This is a genomic window from Kitasatospora sp. NPDC023118 (assembly GCF_055560875.1).
The window spans coordinates 93,197-109,173 of record NZ_JBVHHW010000008.1; the positions used below are offsets into that span (position 1 = coordinate 93,197).

At 73.3% G+C, this 15,977-nt stretch carries 15 protein-coding genes and 2 pseudogenes; 8 read left to right on the forward strand and 9 right to left on the reverse strand.

Annotated elements, in window-relative coordinates:
- Positions 1-193: 193 nt before the first annotated feature.
- Complete coding sequence (locus tag ACZ3UD_RS12560) at positions 194-1,258, reverse strand: hypothetical protein (protein ID WP_465585599.1); 1,065 nt, start codon at positions 1,256-1,258, stop codon at positions 194-196.
- Positions 1,259-1,815: 557 nt separating this feature from the next.
- Between ACZ3UD_RS12560 and ACZ3UD_RS12565 the strand changes: the two genes are divergently transcribed.
- The 6 genes from ACZ3UD_RS12565 (at position 1,816) to ACZ3UD_RS12590 (ending at position 7,445) form a co-directional block, all read left to right on the forward strand.
- On the forward strand, positions 1,816-2,988 hold the full coding sequence (locus ACZ3UD_RS12565; RefSeq protein WP_465585600.1) for a peptidoglycan-binding protein: 1,173 nt from the start codon (positions 1,816-1,818) through the stop codon (positions 2,986-2,988).
- An 86-nt stretch (positions 2,989-3,074) separates the two neighbouring features.
- The gene (locus tag ACZ3UD_RS12570; RefSeq protein ID WP_465585601.1) at positions 3,075-4,082 is read left to right on the forward strand and encodes an MsnO8 family LLM class oxidoreductase; all 1,008 of its coding nucleotides are present in this window, start codon (positions 3,075-3,077) and stop codon (positions 4,080-4,082) included.
- Positions 4,083-4,754: 672 nt separating this feature from the next.
- Positions 4,755-5,138 (forward strand): hypothetical protein, encoded by a 384-nt coding sequence (locus tag ACZ3UD_RS12575; RefSeq protein ID WP_465585603.1) that lies wholly within the window; start codon positions 4,755-4,757, stop codon positions 5,136-5,138.
- A gap of 244 nt (positions 5,139-5,382) precedes the next feature.
- The gene (locus ACZ3UD_RS12580; protein WP_465585604.1) at positions 5,383-6,444 is read left to right on the forward strand and encodes a DNA polymerase III subunit gamma/tau domain-containing protein; all 1,062 of its coding nucleotides are present in this window, start codon (positions 5,383-5,385) and stop codon (positions 6,442-6,444) included.
- An 82-nt stretch (positions 6,445-6,526) separates the two neighbouring features.
- Complete coding sequence (locus tag ACZ3UD_RS12585; protein ID WP_465585606.1) at positions 6,527-6,922, forward strand: roadblock/LC7 domain-containing protein; 396 nt, start codon at positions 6,527-6,529, stop codon at positions 6,920-6,922.
- A gap of 148 nt (positions 6,923-7,070) precedes the next feature.
- The gene (locus tag ACZ3UD_RS12590; protein ID WP_465585607.1) at positions 7,071-7,445 is read left to right on the forward strand and encodes a hypothetical protein; all 375 of its coding nucleotides are present in this window, start codon (positions 7,071-7,073) and stop codon (positions 7,443-7,445) included.
- Positions 7,446-7,480: 35 nt separating this feature from the next.
- Here ACZ3UD_RS12590 and ACZ3UD_RS12595 read toward each other — a convergent pair whose 3' ends face one another.
- The 8 genes and pseudogenes from ACZ3UD_RS12595 to ACZ3UD_RS12630 all read right to left on the reverse strand — a co-directional run.
- Positions 7,481-7,900: a DUF6188 family protein gene (locus tag ACZ3UD_RS12595; RefSeq protein WP_465585608.1), complete on the reverse strand. Its 420-nt coding sequence runs from the start codon at positions 7,898-7,900 to the stop codon at positions 7,481-7,483.
- Entirely contained in the window at positions 7,893-9,068 is a 1,176-nt protein-coding gene (locus tag ACZ3UD_RS12600; RefSeq protein ID WP_465585610.1) for an NUDIX hydrolase, read from the reverse strand. The genes ACZ3UD_RS12595 and ACZ3UD_RS12600 overlap by 8 nt, the downstream gene beginning before the upstream one ends.
- 228 nt (positions 9,069-9,296) lie before the next feature.
- The gene (locus ACZ3UD_RS12605; RefSeq protein WP_465585611.1) at positions 9,297-10,181 is read right to left on the reverse strand and encodes an SGNH/GDSL hydrolase family protein; all 885 of its coding nucleotides are present in this window, start codon (positions 10,179-10,181) and stop codon (positions 9,297-9,299) included.
- Complete coding sequence (locus tag ACZ3UD_RS12610) at positions 10,156-11,337, reverse strand: glycosyltransferase (RefSeq protein ID WP_465585613.1); 1,182 nt, start codon at positions 11,335-11,337, stop codon at positions 10,156-10,158. Before ACZ3UD_RS12610 ends, ACZ3UD_RS12605 begins: the two co-directional genes overlap by 26 nt.
- Positions 11,334-12,572, reverse strand: a complete 1,239-nt coding sequence (locus tag ACZ3UD_RS12615; protein WP_465585615.1) for a glycosyltransferase family 4 protein — start codon at positions 12,570-12,572, stop codon at positions 11,334-11,336. The genes ACZ3UD_RS12610 and ACZ3UD_RS12615 overlap by 4 nt, the downstream gene beginning before the upstream one ends.
- A gap of 111 nt (positions 12,573-12,683) precedes the next feature.
- Positions 12,684-12,872 carry a YegP family protein gene (locus ACZ3UD_RS12620; protein WP_465585617.1) on the reverse strand — a complete coding sequence of 63 codons (189 nt, stop codon included), beginning with the start codon at positions 12,870-12,872 and terminating at the stop codon, positions 12,684-12,686.
- Between the two features lie 286 nt (positions 12,873-13,158).
- Positions 13,159-13,224: pseudogene (locus ACZ3UD_RS12625) on the reverse strand (hypothetical protein); the annotation flags it as partial.
- Positions 13,225-13,574: 350 nt separating this feature from the next.
- Positions 13,575-13,856, reverse strand: a pseudogene (locus tag ACZ3UD_RS12630) (ATP-binding cassette domain-containing protein); the annotation flags it as partial.
- Between the two features lie 29 nt (positions 13,857-13,885).
- On the opposite strand from ACZ3UD_RS12630, the gene ACZ3UD_RS12635 reads away from it, so the two are divergent.
- Together ACZ3UD_RS12635 and ACZ3UD_RS12640 are read left to right on the forward strand one after the other, a co-directional pair.
- Positions 13,886-14,104, forward strand: a complete 219-nt coding sequence (locus ACZ3UD_RS12635) for a hypothetical protein (protein WP_465585619.1) — start codon at positions 13,886-13,888, stop codon at positions 14,102-14,104.
- A 384-nt stretch (positions 14,105-14,488) separates the two neighbouring features.
- A complete protein-coding gene (locus ACZ3UD_RS12640) occupies positions 14,489-15,481 on the forward strand; it encodes an LLM class flavin-dependent oxidoreductase (RefSeq protein ID WP_465585620.1) in 993 nt (330 codons plus the stop codon).
- Positions 15,482-15,977 lie beyond the last annotated feature (496 nt).

Genomic DNA, 15,977 nt, shown 5'->3' on the forward strand with positions numbered 1-15,977 from the left:
CGTGCGAGCGGGAGTAGAGCCAGTATGGCGCGCTCGTGACGCCAGTCAAGAGAGCGATACATGCATTCGGAGGACGGGGGTGGCCGAGCGTCGGGTGGCGGGCGCGGAGACAGACGGAACGCCCCGCAGGCCGGTGGGGTCTGCGGGGCGTGTGGGGCGTGTGGTGGTGCCGTGCGGCGGCTTCCGTCGTCGGTCAGGTGACGTCGGCGTGGAAGGCCGCGTTCGGGGTGCGGCCGTCCTGGGCCTGCTGGGCGCGCTCGGCGAGCAGCCGGGCGAACAGGGTGAGGGCGGGCGTCGCGACGGCCGCACCAGGGCCCTGGTCGCGTACGTACAGCAGCGTCGAGCCGACCCGGACCAGCGCCTGCGCCATCGACGAACCGCGCTCCCGGGCGGCGCTCTGGTCGCCGATCGAGGGGATGGTCACCGCAGTCGCGTCGTCCTCGCCGTCGACGAGGGCGAGCCTGGTGGCGAAGGCCCGGCCGGCCGTCTCGGGGGAGGCGAAGGTGACCACGGTGAACTGCACGGACTGGACGGGTATGGCACGGAAGGTCACGGTGGCGTAGGCGAGTTGCTGGTCGCAGGTGTCCGGGAGCAGACAGGGCACGTCGGCCCCGGAACCGGCCCCGGACTGCGGCCCGCTCTCCACCTGCCAGCCGCCCGGCATCGCCGCCACGTCCGGCAGCACCCCCTGCACCTGCGCGGGGTCGCGGATGGTCCGCGCGGCGTGGGCGAAATCCGGCCCGTTGGGGTGCAGAAGCGGGCGCGAACCGAGGTTGATCCCGAGCGCGACCAGGGCGGCGATCAGGACCAGGGCCAGCGCGACGATGATCGCGGTGTTGCCGCGCCGGGCGGCGAGGGCCTGGGCATGGGCGACCGCCGGATCGACCCGGAGCTGGACCGTGCTCGGGCCCGAGGCGTCCGTTCGCAGCTGGACGGTCGCCGGATCCGCCTCCGGTCCCACCCGCAGGTGGACGGTCGTCGGGTCGGCGGGTCTTCCGAGTTCCGTGGTCGCCACGTACTGGGCGAAGGCCACGTCGGTGGCCAGCAGTCGGGTGACGGCGGCGGTCAGTCCCTCCCGAGCCTGCGGATCGTGGGGGCTCGCCTCAAGCGCCGTCACGGCCCGCGCCCCCTCCGGCATCAGCCGCAACCGGGCCCGCACCACCTCGGCCAGCGCCTGCCCCGGCCCGCCGGCCACCCCCTGGGCGAGCCGGACCAGCGCTCCCACCACGCCCGGTACCAGGTCCCGGCCGTCCCCCATGACAACTCCCCCCGCCGCACGAGTCGTTGCCCCTACGATCCCGGACCGGCGGCCGCTCCACACCCCCGTCGAGCTGAACGGAGACGCAACTGCAACCGCCCCCGGACATGGCGGAGGACCACGGCCACCTGCCGTCCCACTGGCTCGCCCCGTCACGCTCGGCGGCGTGGGCGGCCTATTTGGCGACGGCGGCGACGGCGGCGAGGATGGTGGCGCAGGGGCGGTTGGTCGGCAGGGTGAGGCGGACTCTTCGCATGGGTGGTTCTCCGTCGGATCGTCAGAATCGTCGCGGCAGTGGTGGTGCAGGTGCGTCGGGTGCTCCATAGCGGACTGGACCAACTTCGAAGTTGGCGACTGACAGGACGACCCGGGCGGGGTGGAATGCGCGCCCTTGAGTGCGCGTGGCTCGCACGCGCTGGCGAATTGCTGCCGATGATCCGAACGCCAGGGCGGAGCCCGGCGGTTCGTCGCCCGCCGTCTCGCCGCCGGGGTCAAGCCGGAACGCGGACGTGCCGATACCTTCGAATGACGTCCTTACGCCGTTCGGAGGAGTCCGCATGCCCGAGCTGTGGCTGCCCGGTGCCGAGATCCACGACCTCGGCGACCACGCGCCGACCGACCAGCAGTACCCGCCGAAGGCCATCGCGCACATCACCTGGGACCGCAACGCGACCGCCGCCGCACCGCAGGACTGGTGCAGCTACGAGGACCTCGTCGGGTACTTCACCGGCAGCGGCGCCGGTGACGCGCCGCACCTGGTCTGGGACCCGTTCAGCGGCCGTGCGACGCAGCTGTTCCCGGCCGACTCCCGCTCGAAGAGCCTGCTCAGCCCGGCCCAGAGCCCGACCCGCACCAACCGCGCCGGGCGGGTGGTGATCCAGATCGAGGCGGTGTTCTTCCCGTACTGCCGCTACCAGGGCACCGTCTACCCCCGACTGGTCGACACCCCGTGCGCGGGCTGGGACCGGATCCACGCCTGGATATCCTCCTGGGGCGTGCCCGACGTGTGGCCGATGGGTCGTCCGACCGACTTCTCCGAACATCGCGACGAGCGGGTCTGGGAGACCTGCGGCGGCTGGTACGCGCACGCCCACGTGCCCTTCAACGACCACGTCGATCCCGGATCCTGGCCCGCCTTCACCGGCGGCTCCGGCTCCCCGGTGCCGCCGGGGGACTCCGGTCCGGCCCGGTACCAGGTCAGCATCAACGGCCTGGCGTACGGCTACGGCGCCCACGGCTACCAGGTGACCACGGTCGGGCGGGCGCTGGTCGGGCACGGTTTCGGCGCCCACTACCGCTCCGGGCCCGGGCCGGACTGGACGGACGCGGACACCGAGAACTACGCGGACTACCAGCGGAGCCTGGGCTACACGGGGCAGGCGGCGGACGGCGTCCCCGGCGAGGGCTCGCTGCGGCGGCTGCTCGGCTACCTGCCCGGGCCGCGCACGGTCTCGCTGGCGCACGTGGTGGCGGCGGCGCGCAGCGATCCGGGGGCCGAGCAGGGGCACCTGACGTACGGGGCCGAGGTGGCGATCGTCGAGCAGGCGCTGGCGGACGAGGGGCTGCTCGAACAGCGCTGGGTGGACGGCTCCTACGGCACTAGTACGGTCACCGCGTACGCGGGCTGGCAGCGGCGGTGCGGGTACACGGCGGGGGCCGCGGACGGGATCCCCGGTCGGGACTCGCTCCACCGGCTGGGCGCGGCGTGGGACTTCGCGGTGACGGACTGAGGCTCGCGGCCTGTCTCGGGGGCCAGCGGCGGCGGCCTCGGCCCGGCGGGGAATACCCGCGCGGCGGGCGGGTGTTGCCCACCGACGTGACCAGCGCTACGCCCCCGATCAGGCTCTCCGTCCTCGACCGCTCCCGCACCAGACGGGGCGAGGAACCGGCGCAGGCGCTGCGGGACACGGTGGCCTTCGCCCGGGAGATCGACCGGCTGGGGTACCACCGGTTCTGGGTCTCCGAGCACCACGGCGTGCCCGGGGTGGCCGGTTCGGCGCCGACGGTGCTCGCCGCGGCGGTGGCGGCGGCCACCACACGGATCCGGGTCGGCACCGGCGGGGTGATGCTGCCGAACCATCAACCCATGGTGGTGGCCGAACAGTTCGGGGTGCTGGCGGCACTGTTCCCCGGGCGGATCGACATGGGGCTCGGCCGTTCGGTGGGCTTCACCGACGGTGTCCGGCGGGCGCTCGGGCGGGAGAAGGACGCCGCGGACGACTTCGGCGCCCAGCTGGCCGAGCTGCTCGGCTACTTCGACGGCTCGCAGCAGGTACACCGCGGCGTCCACGCCCGGCCGGCCGAGGGCCTGCACGTCCCGGCCTTCGTGCTGGCCACCGGCGCGGGCGCCGATCTGGCCGCCGACGCCGGGCTGCCGCTGGTCATCGCCGCCGCGCGCGGGGAGGACCGGATGCTCGCGGCGATCGACCGCTACCGCACCCGGTTCCGCCCCTCCGCGCAGGCAGCCGAGCCGTACGTGGTGGTCTCGGGCACGGTCGCGGTCGCCGAGACCGAGGAGCGGGCGCGCGAACTGCTCGTCCCGGAGGCCTGGGCCGGTGCGTACTCCCGCACCCGCGGGGAGTTCCCGCCGCTGGCCCCGGCCGCCGAGACCCTGGCGCGGGCGATGAGCGCGCGCGAGCGGGCCGCGTTCGAGCAGTCGCTGAAGGGCCACATCGCGGGCACCCCGGAGCAGGCCGCCGCCGAGCTCGCCGCCCTGGTGGCGCGCACCGGCGCGGACGAGTTCCTGGTCGTGACCAGCACCTACGACCGCACCGCGCTGCTCGACTCCTACCGACTGCTCGCCGGGACCGTCGGCCGGTTGTGAGCGGGCCCGCGCCCCTGATCGCCGGCTACCGGGCGCTGCTGGCCCGCGCGTGAGCCGGGCCTGCCGGAGCGGTGGCGTTCGTCCGGCGGCGATTTCTGACCAGGGGTGATGAGCTGCTACTGTTCTTCCCGTCGAGAGGAAATGATCTTCCGAGGCGGAGATCTCTCGAACAGGCGTCAGCGGTGCTACCAGAGCACGTCCTACTTTCAGTAGGAAGAGTCCGTGCAACCCGGGCCTGGCGCTCCACCCGAAGGGGCTCGTTCCGTCCAGCGGAACGAGCCCCTTCGTCGTGTCCGTCCGGACTCGACATGTCCACCCTGGCCTCGACCGGCACGACTGCCCGGCGTCGATGCTCCATCGCTCGCGTCCTCTTATCGCACTTTCGGGCCCGAAGCCCTGCCGGCCAGCCCGGTACCGGCCAAGGTCCCGTGCCAGGTGGCCGACGGGCGACGTTCGGCGACGGCCGACCGGTCAGCGACTTTTCCTGCCCGTCAGGTATGACGCATCGTCATATCTTGGCTGAAATTTGCCGCTGCCAGTGTGAATATGCCACTGGAATGTTCGTCATATGGAAACCGGCAGTAGCCTTCCGTGTCGACCTGCCACTGCTGGTGGCGATCCGGCCGGAACCGTGCTGCGCCCGGCCACCCCAGACCCCGCGAAGGAGCCGGTGTGCCGGGTATCGACGAATGTCTCTCCGGAGCGATGGCGATCGCCGGCGCCCGCGCCGCGAGCCTGGTCGACTGGAGCAGCGGACTCGCCCTCGGTGGCCTCGGAGACAGTCCGACCGGCGAGCACGAGACCTCGGCCGCCGAGGCAACCGACCTGGTGCGCGCGGCCGTTGAGAGTCAGACTTTCACCGTGGCGGAGGATCGGCGGTCGCCGCTGGAGGACATCATCGTCACTGCGGGCCGCAGTTACCACCTGATCCGCTTCATCGACACCGCCTTCGACAGCCGTCTGGTACTGCACCTCTGGCTGGACCGTGCGGAGGGCAACCTCGCCGTCGCCCGCTTCCGCCTGCAGGCGCTCGCCGAGGAGCTGGTGCTGGGGTGAGCGTGACGCCCGTACGGACCACCGCATTCCGGCCAGCCCGCCGGGCGGACACCCCCCGGTGGTGGCCCGCGTGACCGCCGCGCCCTCCACGGCCCCGCCCCCCATGACCAAGCCCCCGATGACCAATCCCCTCACCGCCGATCCCCTCACCGCCAATCCCCTCACGGCCAGGTGCGCCATCGCCTCTGCCTCCTCGGCCAAGCCCGCCACCGCCCCAACCGCGACGGAACGAACGGAGCCGACGATGCCGACCGGACCCGTCGCGCCGGCCGGACCCGCCCAGCCGAGGACCCCGGGCGAGGCGGTCGTCCTGCTCGCCGCCCGCCGCGCCACCGGCGCCCTGTACGGCCCGCTCGGCAGCCTCCACCTGGTCGACGGCCAGGTGACCGCCGCCGAGTCCCCGCGCGCACCCGGCCTGGCCGACCTGCTCACCGGCTGCGGCCGGATCACGCCCGAGGGCTGGGCGGACCTCCTCCGCCTCCACGGCCCCCGGGGCCGGGTCGGCGAGGTGCTGGTAGAACACGGGCTGCTCACCCGGGGTGAGCTCGAACTCGGCCACCTGGGAACGCTGTTCGACGCCGCCTACTTCATCCTGGCCGACCGGGCGGGCGGCACCTGGCGGTTCGAGCCCGACGCCCGGCACTGGCTCGGACAGGTGGCGGCGGTCGACCCGGCGCGGCTGCACCGCGAGGTCGAGCGCCGGAGTCGACTCCTCGACCGGATCTGGCCGTGGCCGCAGCCCGACACCGCTCCCGTCCGCCCGGTTGAGCACACCCGGCGCCCCTCTCACCGTCCGCCCGGCCGCCGCCGGCGCGAACTGCTGGACCACGCCGACGGCCGAAGAACCCCGGCGGACCTGGCCCGGCTGCTCGGCCGCTCCGGCTTCGGCGTGACGGCGGACGTCCGCCGCCTGGCCGCCGCCGGACTGCTCGACGCCCCGCGACCCGAGGCCCCGCGACCCGAGGCTCCCCGGCCCGACGCGCCCCCCGCCGACGGCCATCGCGCCGACGCTCCCCGGCCCAGCGCTCCCCGGCCCGACGCCCCGCGGCACGCCGCGCCGACGGCCGCGAAGCCCGAAGTCCCCCCGCAGGGAGGGCGCGGAGCAGCCGGGGGCCTGCACCGCCGGGTCCCCGGGGCGACCCTCCGCGGGGCCGCCGTGGCAGTCATCCGCCCGGAAGCCGCAGCCGCCGCGCCCACCCGGCCCGACCGCCCGCCCGCCACGGCAGCGGCCCACCCGCTGACCGTCCCCGACCCGGACATCGCGCTGCTGACCCGGGTCCGAGACCTTCTGGAGGCCCGACTTTGAGCAACTCTCCGCCCGCGACCCCGCCGTACCGGCCATGAGGCGGGCGCTCAAGCAGCGTGTCGGAAGGAGACAGCTGATCGCCTTGGAGACCGAGCTGCTCGCCGAACTCCGCTCCGTCAAGCGGCGCGTCCCGCACCTCGCGGGCGGCCTGGTGGCCAGTGTGGACGGCCTGCTGGTCGCGCACGACACCCACGGGACCGAACCCTCCGGGCTCGCCGCGATGACGGCGGCCTCGCTCTCGCTGGCCCAACGGCTCGCCGACACCACCGGCCAGGGCGAGTTCCGCGAGTCGCTGGTACGCGGAGAGCACGGCTACGTCGCCACGTACGCGGCCGGTGGTAGCTGCGTGCTGACCCTGCTGGCGCACCCGGACGTCAACGTCGGCCGGCTCCACCTGGAGGCCCGCCGCTGCGCGCGGCGCATCGCCGGACTGCTCAACGACGCCCTGGTGCCCAAGGACCCGCGCGACGCGGGCTGACCTCGACCACCGGACCGACCGACCACCGGACCGACCGGCCACCGGACCGACCGACCACCGAACCGACCGACCGCCGGAAAGCGCCATCCGGCCAACCGGCCCAACCCAGCTAGTCCACCACCCCACCGCCCAACAGGAGTTGAACGAAATGACCGACGCAGTCGGCGCGCTCAAGCAGGCCATGACCACGATCGAAGGCGCCCTCGGCGCCGCCCTCGTCGACTACAACAGCGGCATGGCGCTCGCCACCCTCGACGGCCCCGGCGGCCTGGACCTCAACGTCGCCGCCGCCGGGAACACCGACGTGGTGCGCGCCAAGATGCGCACCATGGACATGCTGGGCCTCCAGGACGGCATCGAGGACATCCTGATCACCCTGTCCAGCCAGTACCACCTGATCCGCCCGCTCACCGGCCGCACCGGCAAGGGCCTGTTCCTCTACCTCGCGCTGGACAAGGGGCGCGCCAACCTGGCGATGGCGCGCCACCAGCTCACCAGGATCGAGGCGGACCTGGAGGTCTGAGCCCGTACCGCGCAGGACGAGGCCCCGGCGGCGGCTCAGGCCCCGCCGGGCTCCGTCCACCGCACCTCGCCGCCCGGCAGGCCCGCGCACACCGCGCCCTCGGCGGTCAGCACGCTCCACGGCGCGCGCAGGGCGTGCGGAGGGACGGACAGCGCACCGCCCTCGGCGAAGCCCAGCTCCAGGCCGCCGGCCAGGGTGATCCGGGCGGTGTCGACGGTCCGGCCGACCAGCGCCAGCAGGGTGGGGGTCGGACGGAAGGCCAGCGCCGGAAAGAAGTGCTCGACCTTCTCCGGCGCGGCGAAGGACGGCACCGCGAAGCGGAACTCGTGCGCCACCCGGACGGTCACCGGTCCGTCGAGCCGCAGGTCGAGCCGGTCGCCGCCGCTCACCGCCGCCACCCGCCGACCGGCCAGTACCTCACTGATCCCGCTCTGCACGCCCCCAGTGTCACCCACCGGCCACGTCCTGACCCACCGCCTGCCCGCGCACCAGCTCGACCGGCCCGCCCACCCGCTTCCGGGCGGCCAGCGCGGCGGCCGTACGGCCCCAGGACGGCCCGTTCAGCAGCGCCCGCGCCTCGGCCGGGTCGCAGAGCCGCCACTCCATCAACTCCTGCTCCTGCAGGGCGATCGAGCCGAGTAGCTCCTGCGTCACCGTGCCGCCGTCGAACACGTACACCAGCACCGCGGTGTCCCGGCCGGTCGCCGGATCCGCACCGGGGTCGGCCTCCGTCCCCGGCTGCCAGTCCAGCGCCAGCAGCCGACCGGGCTCGACCTCCCACCCCAGCTCCTCGCGGATCTCCCGCCGCGCAGCCGCCCGCGGCCCCTCCCGGTCCGCCTCGACCCCACCGCCCGGCAGCGTCCAGTACGGCACCTGCCCGCGCGGCCCGTCCCACGGCCGCAACCGCACCAGCAGCACCCGCCCGTCACCGTCGGTGAACAGTGCCCGCGCCTTCGCCCGGATCCGCGGCCGGGTGGCGTAGTAGGTGTCCCGGTCCATCGGCGGCGCCGGTTGGAAAGGGGACACGCCGTCCGGTGTCGGTACGGCGGCCAGCCCGATGTACTCGGGTACGGGCCCGTCCGTCGTCACGTGGTCGAGCGTGTGCCCGACGGGCCGACTGTCCTCCAGCTCCAGCGGGCCGGCCGCGCGCGGCACCCGCAGACAGGCCGTCACTCGCCGGGACAGCCGGGGCGGAAGCGCGTGCCCCGCCTCCTCCGTCGTGGCCCAGGCGCACGCCCCGATCTCCGCGGCGTCCGGCCGGATGGCCGCCGCCTGCTCGGCGGTCAGCGGCTCGGCCCAGTACAGGTACGCGACGATCGGTGGCCGGCGGCTCGACATCGCCCAGTCGACACAGGCCAGTGGCCCCAACCTGGGGGTGAACCCCAGCTCCTCCTCGACCTCCCGTACGGCGGTCTCCCTCGGCGACCGGTCCTGCGGTTCCCACCCGCCACCCGGGATCGCCACCGGATGCCGCCGATCGTACGGAAGCTGTACGACCAGCAGTCGCCCCCGCCCATCCGGAAACAGCACCCCGGCCGCCGCCAGGACCTCCCGCCCCTGTGCCCCCGACGCTTCCACCCCGGCTCCCTCCGCCACGCACTCCTCCACCGAGCGCTCCTCCACCGAGCATTCCTCCGCAACACCGCCGCACAACAATGCTCCACCCGGGGGGACGACATCCCCGGCCGCAGTGACGGTTCCCCCGGGGCGCCACTTCGATCAACGCCTCACCCGCTCTTCGTCCCGGACCGGCTCGGCGCTCCCGTCCGCACCCGGCACCAAGTACCGGCACCAAGTACCGGTCGAGGCCGTCCCCTCAGCGGCATCCAGCCGCCCGCCGGGGCGGACGCCTCACCCCAGCGACGCCAGCGCCTGCGCCGCCGCCCGGGCCATCTGCTCGTCGTGCCACCCGCTCGCCCCGCGGAGCCGGGCGAGGCCCTCGGCCGCCGCCAGGGCGAGCAGACCCGGCAGGAGGTCGGTGCTGCGGGCGATGACCCAGCGGGTGCCCTTGGTGGCCATCCACCACAGGTTGGCGGCCAGGCCCGGCGGGGGTCCGGCGGCTTCGGTGGCGGGTGGCGGGCCGAGTGGATGGCCGGTTTCAGTGAGCAGGTCGTGGAAGCGGCGGGCGATCAGGTGGTGTCCCTCGGCGCTGGGGTGGAGGCGGTCGACGCTCAGGAGTCCGCGCTGCGCGCACCAGGGCAGGTCCGCGATGTGCAGGTGTACCGCCCGGTGCCGCGCGGTGAGCGCGTGCACCACGGTGTTGACCGCCCGCATCCGGCGGGCCAGCGGGCGGGCGAGCGGCGCCGGAAGCCGGAGCAGGGTGCCGGGGTCGGGCAGGCAGGCGGTCAGCAACACGGCTCCGTGGGCGGAGAGTTCACCCATCGTGGCGTCCAGTTCCAGGGTGGTGCGCCGGATGTCGAAGCCCGCCCGCAGGGTGTCGTTGCCGCCGACCACCACGGCCGCGAGCTGCGGCCGCGCGGCCAGCGCCGCCGGGAGCTGACGTGTCGTCAGGTCGGTGGTCAGTGCCCCGCTGTACGCCAGGTTGGTGAACTCGACCTCCCGGCTGCCGGGTGCCAGCGTGTGCGCCAGCACGGCGGCCCAGCCGCGCCACTCCTCGCCGATCTGGTCCCCGATCCCCTCCGTGAGCGAGTCTCCGAGCGCGACGAAGCGCAGCAGTTCGCCCGCCGCCGGTCGTTCCTCCGCCGCCCGGTCAGGCCCGGTGTCCAGCACGCTCATTCCAATCCCCCTCCGCCGCTTCGGAGTTCCGTACGCCATGCGCTGCCAGGAAGGCCGCCACCGCGGTCGGCCAGCCGTACCGCTCGGCCTGCGCCCGGGCGGCCGCGCGCCGGGTCTCCTCCGGCCGCCTCAGCAACTCGCGGACGGCACAAGCGAATCCGGCCCCGGTGTCGACGGCGGCCACCCCGGCGAGCCCGATCAGCCCGGGGAGCGCGGAGGAGCGGCTGACCGCGACGGGCGTGCCGCAGGCCAGCGCCTCCATCGCGGCCAGGCCGAAGGTCTCCACCGGCCCGGGTGCGAGCACGACGTCCGCGCAGCCCAGCAGCCGGGCCAGCGCCTCGCGCCGGTTCAGGTGCCCGAGGAAGCGCACCGGCAGCCGCAGCCGGGCGGCCCGGGCGGCCAGCCGCTCCCGCAGCGGCCCGGTCCCGGCCACCACCAGGACGGCGGGCAGCCCGCGCGCCCGCAGCCGGGCCAGCGCCTCGACCGCCCGCTCGGGCCGTTTCTCCGCGGACAGTCGCGAGCAGAGCACCAGCAGGGCGTCGCCCGGCGCCGCGTACCGGGTCCGCTCCGCCGCCCGTTCGGCCGGCGGCAGCGGCCGCATCGCGTCCAGGTCGACCCCGAGCGGGGCCCGGACCAGGTTGGGCACGCCGATCCGGCGGAACTCGGCCGCCGCCCAGTCGGTGGTGCAGAGCACCGAGTCGTAGGCGCGGGCCGTCGCCGCGTTGAGCCGGTCGGCGGCCGCCGAGGCCAGTGGGCCGGGCATGCCCCAGGTGCGCAGCACCCCGGTGGCGCTCTCGTGCGAGACCATCACCGAGCGGACGCCGTGCCGCCGCGCCCAGGCGCCGGTCCAGCGCAGGGTCGTCCGGTCGGAGACCTCCAGCCGGTCGGGGCTGAGCCGGGTCAGTTCGGCGGCCACCGCCCGCCGGTCGGCGAGCAGCCGGTAGCCGCCGCTGGCCGGCAGTACCGGGCCGGGCAGGGTGACCACCAGGCCCTGCCCGGTCTCCTCCACCGTGCGGCGTTCGCCGGGCACGATCAGCACCGGTCGGTGCCCGGCCACCCGGTACCCGGTGCCGAGGTGGCGCAGCGCGGTGCGCAGGCCGCCGGAGACCGGGGTGACGAAGTTGGCGAGCCGGACGATGGTCAGCGGGTCGGTCATGCCGGCAGTTCCTCCGGCAGGACCGGCACCACCGGGGCGACCGGGGTCGAGGTCGAGGTCGAGGACGGAGGAGCGGGCGGCAGCGGCAGCCCCCGGTGCTCGGCGAGCACCTCGTCGTAGTGGCGCAGCAGCAGGTCCCCGACCGCCTCCCAGGTCCGGGCGGTCACCTCGGCCCGCCCGGCCGTCCCGTACGCGGCCCGCCGGGCCGGGTCGGCGGCCAGTTCGGCCACCGCCCGGGCCACCGCCGCACCGTCCCGGGGCGGCACCAGCAGACCGGTGCGGTGGTGGGCGACCAGGTCCAGCGGGCCGCCGGCGGCCGGGCCGATCACCGGCACGCCGCTGGCCATCGCCTCCTGGATGGTCTGGCAGAAGGTCTCCAGCGGGCCGGTGTGCACGAACACGTCCAGCGTCGCGAAGCAGCGCGCGAGTTCCTCGCCGGTGCGGCGGCCGAGGAACACCGCGCCGGGCATCGAGGCCTTGAGCCCGGGCGCCGACGGCCCGTCCCCGACCACCACGACCCGCACCCCGGGCAGGGCGGAGGCCGCCGCCAGCAGGTCGACCCGCTTCTCGGGCGCCAGCCGCCCGACGTACCCGACCAGCACCTCCCCGCCGGGCGCGAGCGCCCGGCGCAGTCCCTCGTCGCGGTGCCGAGGGTGGAAGCGCACCGAGTCCACCCCGCGCGGCCACAGCCGCACCCGCGGCACCCCGTGCGCGGTGAGGTCCTGCGCGGCCGGGGTGGACGGCGCCAGGGTGCGGGCGGCCGCCCGGTGCACGGCCCGGATCCGCCGCCAGGCGGCGGCCTCCCCGAGCCCCCGTCCGGCCCGGTAGGCGTGCGCGTACCCGGCAAGGTCGGTCTGGTACACGGCGACGGCGGGCACCCCGAGCCGCGCCGCGACCAGCATGGCGCGCGCGCCCAGCACGAACGGGCTGGCCAGGTGCACGATGTCCGGCCGGTGCCCGGCGACGGCGGCGGTCAGCTGCCGGCTCGGCAGCGCGATCCGCACCTGCGGGTACCCCGGCAGCGGCCATGAGGGGATCCGCACCACGGGGATCCGCTCCGCCTCGGCGCCGGAACCAAAGGTCTGCGGCGGGCACTGGGCGCCCCGCGCCGGCGCGGGGGTGACGACGAGGGGTTGGTGGCCCCGGCGGACCAGGTGCTCGGCCGTCCGCAGCACGCTGTGGGCGACTCCGTTAACCTCGGGCGGGAAGGATTCGGTGACGATGACGACGCGCATGCCAGTGTTCTGTCCGCGCCCGGCATGCTTCCGGCCAAAGGGATCTGTCGTACAAGCGAACGCGGGTCGGCGATTTGCATCACCGACCCGCGTGTTCAACGCGATGTCACCTCAGGCCGACCCGGCCGCCTCCTTGAGCTCCGCGTACGGCGCGAGCTTGCGGATCGACTCGATGCTCCTCAGGCAGTCGTCCTTGCTCTCGTAAGGGTCGCCGGTCACCACGACCGACCCGTTGCTCGCCTTGAGACGGAACCGGTGCATGCCGCTCTCGTCCTTGTACAGCTCGAATTTCCCAGCCATGCCAGTCGACACCTCTCACTCGGGTAACCCCCTGACACCGCACCGTAGGTCCAACCTTGTTGCGCCGCCCGTCAGCCGGGGCATCCGAGTCATCGGGCCCCCGTCGACCGGACCCGTTCGGGTCAGGTGGCGCTCGCGGGGTCGGTGCACATCCGGCCGGGGTCAGGTCGCGCCGCCGTGCGGTAGCGCCGGCCGATCGCCCCCGGGCCCTGTCGAGCGACCGGGCGACACGGTGTACGTACCTACGGAGCGTGAAGGCCTGGTCCTCGTGGCCGAGCAGATCCGCCAGGGTGTAGACGTTCACGCCCCCGTTCAGCGCCTCGGACGCGAAGAGGTGCCTGAGCGCGTGCATTATCCTGTCGCCGTATTTCTCCCAGCACCGCCCGCGTCCGACCCCCTTGTCATTGATGGCCGTGCACCCAACACGACATCGCAACGGCGACCCGACCCGGATCAAATACTTCGCCAGCAGAGTCACCCCACCGACTTCCCACTCCTCTCGTGTCCGCAGTCAAATGACTGATGTGCCGACCTCCGGCCGTGGATCACAGTGGGGAGCGCGAGCCGTCCGTCGACGCCGGCATTCAGCCGGCCCGGGGCCTCGCCGAGCGAATCCCTCATGCGAATCCACAGGTAGGAGTACACGGACGTGACGACCTGGGGATCGAACCACCTTCCCCGCTTCCAGAATTGGTGGAACCAGGTGCGCTCCTCGATGTCCCAGTCGTCGCCGATGGTGGTGAGGTGCTCCTCGGCCACGTCCCCGGACTCCGCCGCGTCCAGGGCGCGGATCACCTCGGCGACGCCGAGGACATCGGCGACTGCGAGGTCCGCGGTCAGCGGCAGGTCCTGCGGCAGGTAGGCGGCAGTGCTGCGGACCGTCAGGGGCCCGGCAGCGGGAGTCAGTTGACCGGCGATCAGCCTGACCAGCGTGCTCCTGCCCGCGCCGTTAGGGGCGACGAGGCCGGTGCGGCCGGCATCGACGGCGAGGGTCGATCACGGCGGCGGCTGACGTGGTGGCCACGCTCCAGGAGCGGTTCCCCGAGCACCTGTTGGGCCGGGTGCTCAGCCTCCTCGTGCTGGCCACGGTGGCCTTCGACCCGTTCTCCTACGTGCTCGCCGGCGCCCTGCTCCCGTACGGCACCACGACGCTGTTCCTGCTCTGCGGCGGCGCCGTCCTGGCCTGCGCAGCCCTGGTCGCCTCCAGCCTGGCGATCCGCTCCCTGCGCTGACCGCACCGGGGGCGGCCGTCCGGCCGGTCGGAACCGGCCGCGCGAACGGGTGGCCCATCCCGCGGCTGGATCGACCGGCCCTGCGGCAAGTCCTGTGCACATCGGGGGCGTTGGGACCTACGTCCTATATTGACCGGACCGGAACCATGCGAGGCTGAAGGAACGCGATCAACATGTTGGGGAACCACCCGGGGATTCGCCAGGTCCGTTCACTGGCCGACAGATTCTTGCGTATCGCGGCCCGGGCATCGGATTTCGAGCGATCGAAAGGTGGTCTTGGTCGTGAGCGGCCTGTCAAGCCAACCACAGTCACCTGCGAATGATCTGAGAGTGCACTGGAACTCGCCGGCCAGTGGGCAGCGGAAGGCGGCGGGGAAATACACGGTGGGCCAGCTCGACTTCGACGAGATCGTCGAGTTCGCGCAGGAGGCCGACAGCCTGGGTGTGGACTCGCTCCTCATGGGGATCGGCTTCCACATACCCGATCCGCTCCCGATGCTCGGCGCCCTGGTCCGCGAGACCCAGCGCGTCAAGTTCATGCTCGCCTACCGTCCCGGACTGCTTTCGCCGACGCTCTTCGCCCAAGTGATCAACACGGTCTCCTGGATGTCGGACGGGCGGATATCCCTGAACCTGGTCGCCGGTACCTCCCCGGCTGAGCAGGCCTATTACGGGGACTATCTCGCCCACGACGAGCGCTACGCGCGCTCCAACGAATTCCTGGAAATTCTCCATCGATTCTGGCGCAATGAGACCCCGCTGTCCTTCGAGGGCGAACACTATCGCCTCGAGGAGGCGCAGATCGGCCTGGGGTACAAGGGCGGAGGCCGTCCCGAGATCTACATCAGCGGAGCCTCAGAGGTGGCGCAGCAGACCGCGGTGGACCACGGCGACTGCTGGCTGCGGTACGGCGACACTCCCGAGGGGATGCGCACGGCGGCGAAGGACGTCCTGGCGCAGGGCCGCCGGGTGGGAACCCGCATGCACGTGCTGGCGAGGGAGACCCGTGAGGAAGCGCTGGCGGATCTCGCCGAGATGATGGGCGAGCCCGACGAAGAGCACCGGAAGCGGATCGCAGCTGCCGTGGCCGCCACCGATTCCGTCGCGGTGAAGACGTCCTTCCGGCTGGCCGAAGCCGCGGAGTCCGACTGGATCTCTCCCATGCTGTACTCCGGCGCGGTGGCGTACCGCGGTGGGCCGGCCCTCTGTGTGGTGGGCAGCTATGAGGAGGTTGCGGCGTACCTCTACGAGTACAAGGCGGCCGGGATCAGTGAGTTCATCTTCTCCGGCTGGCCGACGCGGGAGGAGATGCGGATCTTCTACACCCGTGTGCTGCCGCTGGTGCGCGAGCTGGAACGCGCCGAGCAGAAGGTGTGAGGGACGGCTTTCCGATGCCGCGTACCGCGGATTGATCATGCTGTTCGTGGACGGGCTTCAGCAGGCCGACCCTGAGGTGGCGGGCGCGGGCGGAGCCTGTGCTTCCCCGCGCCGTGCCTCGTCCGGTGCAGGTTCACTGCTGAAGCCCAAGACGCCCCCTTCTCCGATCTTCGCCGTGAATCCGGCATCCCCGGACGCCGTGAAGCGGACCGGAGGAATCCGTCGTTCCGCCGGCCCCGACTCCATGGCAGGGGCGGCGGTTTTGCGTGTAGATCGAGATTTTACGAAGCGCGCTGGCCGATCGGTCTCGTCGGTGTGTAGACTGAATTGATTTTGATCATTTTCAACCTGCACCCCGAGCGAGCAGCGAGGGGCGCTCTTGACTGATCATAAACGTGCCGCTTTGTGGTCGCTGCACCGATTCTTCACGGTGCTGCCGTTTTTGCCTGCGAACGTTCTGGTGTGCTCGTACGGGGGATTGCAATGACGTCATGCC

Coding starts and splice junctions, on each gene's coding strand:
- ACZ3UD_RS12560 (WP_465585599.1), bottom strand. CDS start 1,258: ATGGGGGACGGCCGGGACCTGGTACCGGGCGTGGTGGGAGCGCTGGTC.
- ACZ3UD_RS12565 (WP_465585600.1), top strand. CDS start 1,816: ATGCCCGAGCTGTGGCTGCCCGGTGCCGAGATCCACGACCTCGGCGAC.
- ACZ3UD_RS12580 (WP_465585604.1), top strand. CDS start 5,383: ATGCCGACCGGACCCGTCGCGCCGGCCGGACCCGCCCAGCCGAGGACC.
- ACZ3UD_RS12590 (WP_465585607.1), top strand. CDS start 7,071: ATGACCGACGCAGTCGGCGCGCTCAAGCAGGCCATGACCACGATCGAA.
- ACZ3UD_RS12605 (WP_465585611.1), bottom strand. CDS start 10,181: ATGAGCGTGCTGGACACCGGGCCTGACCGGGCGGCGGAGGAACGACCG.
- ACZ3UD_RS12610 (WP_465585613.1), bottom strand. CDS start 11,337: ATGACCGACCCGCTGACCATCGTCCGGCTCGCCAACTTCGTCACCCCG.
- ACZ3UD_RS12615 (WP_465585615.1), bottom strand. CDS start 12,572: ATGCGCGTCGTCATCGTCACCGAATCCTTCCCGCCCGAGGTTAACGGA.
- ACZ3UD_RS12620 (WP_465585617.1), bottom strand. CDS start 12,872: ATGGCTGGGAAATTCGAGCTGTACAAGGACGAGAGCGGCATGCACCGG.